At 44.0% G+C, this 4131-nt stretch carries 4 protein-coding genes; all 4 read right to left on the reverse strand.

What is annotated here, in order from left to right; translation table 11 throughout:
- Nucleotides 1-56: 56 nt before the first annotated feature.
- The 4 genes from cas4 to cas5c are packed head-to-tail and all read right to left on the reverse strand — an operon-like array spanning nt 57 to nt 4087.
- Nucleotides 57-722 carry a CRISPR-associated protein Cas4 gene (gene cas4, locus Q3886_RS08820; RefSeq protein WP_301861027.1) on the reverse strand — a complete coding sequence of 222 codons (666 nt, stop codon included), beginning with the start codon at nt 720-722 and terminating at the stop codon, nt 57-59.
- Nucleotides 719-1603: a type I-C CRISPR-associated protein Cas7/Csd2 gene (cas7c, locus tag Q3886_RS08825; protein WP_301861028.1), complete on the reverse strand. Its 885-nt coding sequence runs from the start codon at nt 1601-1603 to the stop codon at nt 719-721. Before cas7c ends, cas4 begins: the two co-directional genes overlap by 4 nt.
- A 1-nt stretch (nt 1604) precedes the next feature.
- Nucleotides 1605-3434, reverse strand: a complete 1830-nt coding sequence (cas8c, locus tag Q3886_RS08830; protein WP_301861029.1) for a type I-C CRISPR-associated protein Cas8c/Csd1 — start codon at nt 3432-3434, stop codon at nt 1605-1607.
- Nucleotides 3434-4087: a type I-C CRISPR-associated protein Cas5c gene (gene cas5c, locus Q3886_RS08835; RefSeq protein ID WP_301861030.1), complete on the reverse strand. Its 654-nt coding sequence runs from the start codon at nt 4085-4087 to the stop codon at nt 3434-3436. Before cas5c ends, cas8c begins: the two co-directional genes overlap by 1 nt.
- Between the last annotated feature and the right edge of the window lie 44 nt (nt 4088-4131).

The raw sequence follows: 4131 nt of genomic DNA on the forward strand, positions 1-4131 counted from the left end.
TTCCAGGGATAGATACGCATCTTCCCGCATGATAAAGAGGGTATTTAAAAATTTTCTCACAGTTCGTCCCCTCCCAGTATGCTGGCGTAATAGGCTTTTACTGATACAGTTTTGCATAATTGTGGCACACAGTCATTGCGCAGCGAGCACGACCGGCATTTTCTGGTCACTTTACTTTTCGGCGTATATCCACGCCGATAGTATTCATGCATTTCTTCTACAGCAGACTGTACACGACTGCGCAGCTCTTCCGTAAAAGTTACAGGCGTACGCCTCCGTTTTGCATGATAGTAGAGATATCCCATTGGAATCGTACAGGCCAGCATATCCTCCAGACACATAGCCTGACAGCATAGCTGCAATGCATCACTGTCGTCTTCTTTATCTGTTCCTCTCTTATATTCGATAGGAACTACCTGCCATTGACCATCATGTCCATGTAGTACAGCCCCTTCTTCTGCCTGATGAAATTCAACAACATCACAGATTCCGCTCATTCCCAAGGCAGAAGAAGAAACACGCATTCCCCGTACAGTAAGGCAATCGTTTCGTTTTTCAACCAGTTTTTCATTATGCGCATTTTTATGCAGAACGATGCCTTCTGCAGTTAGATAATTATCCTGCCAGACCTGTTCCAGATGAATCAAAGCCCACTGCCTGCGGCAAAATACAAAATGCTGCAGTCCAGAAATCATCAAGTACTGATCTTCATGGTATTTCATATTTTTTGCTCACATGTAACACCTGCCGGCAAAGCCTCCGTATCTACAATAACCTGATAGTCACTATAGGACCGTGGCACCTGAACGCCATCTTTCAAGGATACATGTACTCGTTCAAAGAGTTTATATGCCGGTGCATTCCCCAGCTCACTGTCATGTTCAAATACAATCAATTCCCGTACAGCCATATTACCGCGAGCAGCTGAATGATCCAGTTCGAACATATTCCCGATGGCATTCCACAATAGTTGTAAATCTTCTTCCGAAAATCCGGTTACCTTACGGGCCAGATTGGCAGAAATATATCCTTCCACCTGATACAGGCCATATGGTACAATATATTTCCGACCCATTTCCGTGCTTTTCCGTTCTGCATCTTTTACCGTCGTAATAGCCGTCCGAGTAATAGTAACTTCTTGAGGGACGATGGGATCGATGCTGCGGGCAAAGCCAAGCTGCACAGGACCCCGCACTTGCCCACAATTCAACGCTCCTTTAACAAACGTCGTCATGACGGCACCAAAAGTCCGGATATCAAAGAAATTCTGACACATAAAATCGCGAATCTTTCTATCTGCATCTGGATCTTTTTTCTTAATATCTTTCAAATCATCTACACCTAAATAGGCAATTGCCTTCTGATCGCTCGTTTGCAGCGGAACACTATCTTTAATATAGATCTGATAGCCGTCTTTATCTTCACAGGCAGCTTCTATATAATTACGGATTTTACGTTTCAGGCATACATCGGTTACCAGCCCCAGCCCTGTTTCCGGATCGATGCGCGGCATATTCCCTGCATCAGGATCACCGTTGGGATTGCCATTGGTTACATCAAACAAAATGATAAAATCATAACGATGCTGGATTACATTTGCCATATTATGCTTCCTCCTTTTTCGTATACCGCGCCTGGGTTTCCTGATAATATCCCAAGACAAAGGCCCCTTGTTCTTCCAAGGTCAATCGTTTGGGCAGTGGTGTTCCCATTTCAGGCATGGTAATCTTTTCCAATAACTGCCCCAGTTTTTTATTCAGCCAAATTACTTTTCCCTGTTCTTTTTTCTCTATTTTATCCAAATGGGTATTGGCTAATTTAAATAAAATGGGGAATACTGAAGCCGGTGTAGCACAGGCTGAATTAAAATATCGATTTTTAATAGTCGCTTTAATCTCTGGGTTAGCCGTTTGCTGAACTAGTTCCAATACGGAGAAAATACGACCTAATACATACGGAGTTTCTACGCAATTTTCATTTACCGCCACAGTAATCTTCTCCTTCCACCGCGCTGCATGGTTTTTCAATAAATACGCCTTAATGATACCTGCTCGAATACAATTTACCGTATCAAAGGGCTTCGTTCCTTTTTCACTGTATACATCTTTATCAGCAAAAATTCGCAGCATGATATTTTGATACAAGCTTTCCGGATAGTTCATTCCCAGTAAAACAGCCCGCATAAAGTCCCCTGCCAACTTCGGAAAAACAGCTCGTATAATGTCTTTTGGTAATTTTTTGTCTCTCTCAGTACGTTTAACCGTTTCTACGAGAATACGCCACATGGGGATACTGATTTCGTTATCTCGGAAAAGGCCGATAATCTCCATCCGTCGCTGGTGGGCCAATAGGTGCTGAATAGTTTGTCCAAACGTATTGCACAGAAAGAATCGTACAGATAAACGACCTGCATTAGGAGCCAGCCCCAGCAGATAAAATGGCTCTTCCGGATGAATAGTAACATCGTTTATGGATACAGGTATTCCCTGCGCCATAGCTGTCACGATTGTCTTCAATTCACCATCACCTATTTTTTTCTGCCATCCTGGATTGACTAAGTGTAAAACCGTATCGGCAAAAACCGATTTCCCCGATTGTGCCCAGTATACCAGCGTCGTATCTCCCAGGATTTGTGCATGCTCCGTATCGGCCAGCAAATAATTTAATGCCGCACCATAAGCAAAGGCCGCGTACTCACTGACCGGCGCATTAAGCCCTTGCGCTCTGTCATGGCCATACGATTCATAAGCACTGGCATTAAAGGATACCAAAAGAGCCATAGCTTTAGTACCATGTACACCTTTAATATCCGGATGTAACCGTGCGATAGGTACTGATTTTTTTCCTGTTACCAGACACTGCCCCAGAACCACATCGGATGCATTATTCCTGCTTCTGTACCATTTCTCCCAAGCCTGTTGTACCAGAGGAGCATCTTGTACATCCTGTCCCTGTACCTGAAAAATCAGATTGCCCCCACGAAGAAGATCGTCCTGATATTGTTGAAAAACAGGGTTATCCAAAGCATGTTCAATACTCCATGTATCAAAAAACTGTAATACCGCTTTAGCTGCTGTCGCCGGGCAATCATCTAAAACAGCATGATGAAGCTGTCGTGAAGCTTCAAAACGTTTTTTTGCCCAATCTGGTTTCCTTTTCTTCTCTATACCTAGAAAATAACAGCTTGTATCACACAAAAATCTTGCCTTAACGTTAGATTGGCGTGGATCTTGTTTGGGTATATTCATTTCCTGCGGGACTTCTTTCGTCGTTTTACCGCGCTGAACCTCTTTCATAGCAGAAATAACGCCAATCAACATCCCCTCTTCATTTAAAATGAGGCGCTGCGAAACTTTGCCGCGGCTCCAACCTTCGCCCTGTATGTCGCCGCGACGATGCAGGGTTTCATATAACGTAACCAGAGACTCCAGCATTATCGATGCACCTCGCAATCCCGCAGATCCAGCACACCTTGTTCCAGTTTGGCCCGGAAAAACACAGGCTCTATATGCTGCGGATCACTATAGTCCATATCATACAACATATATCCCAGGTCCCGCGTTTCCGGATAGGGAATGATTTTCTCCCCTTCTTCGATTAATCGGAATCGTGCCGGAAACTCACGACAGCCAAAATAAGGCTGATGATAGCACTGACCTTTTCTGGCCCGACGGCTCAGCATCTCCTTAAATTTTCCCGGATTATCGCCAGGCGCAGCCTTATCAGTCATCTCAAAATGGAGAGAAATCCCATAATGTACATCTTGAAGAATCATAGACGCCCGCTGTTGTATCTCAGCAGACGTTGCCAAATAGGCAGTTCTTCCTGCTACTGCGGATTTTTGCAGCGTCGTTGCCATCAGTTTTGATTTTACCTCATTTCGCCGCACATTGGTAAACGTAATAGGTGACAGCACGTAAATGGCATCGATGATATACGTTAACCCAGGATGCCAGAAAATAGCCTCTACCAGTCCGCGAGCTGCTGACGGCGTCATCATATCGTAAGATACTCGTTCTGTTTTTAGCTCCGGCCTTGTAAAGCAAGCTCCTTTCCCCCAACATTCAATTCGCACACCATAACTCATAAATTATATCACTCCATTCTTTTTTCATTTATTATATTTTTTTT

Origin of the sequence: uncultured Megasphaera sp. (genome assembly GCF_958350005.1) — a bacterium.
Lineage (GTDB): Bacteria > Bacillota > Negativicutes > Veillonellales > Megasphaeraceae > Megasphaera.

Bases quoted from the DNA above. Each gene is read 5' to 3' on its own strand.
- cas4 (WP_301861027.1), bottom strand. From the start codon at position 722: ATGAAATACCATGAAGATCAGTACTTGATGATTTCTGGACTGCAGCAT.
- cas5c (WP_301861030.1), bottom strand. From the start codon at position 4,087: ATGAGTTATGGTGTGCGAATTGAATGTTGGGGGAAAGGAGCTTGCTTT.
- cas8c (WP_301861029.1), bottom strand. From the start codon at position 3,434: ATGCTGGAGTCTCTGGTTACGTTATATGAAACCCTGCATCGTCGCGGC.
- cas7c (WP_301861028.1), bottom strand. From the start codon at position 1,603: ATGGCAAATGTAATCCAGCATCGTTATGATTTTATCATTTTGTTTGAT.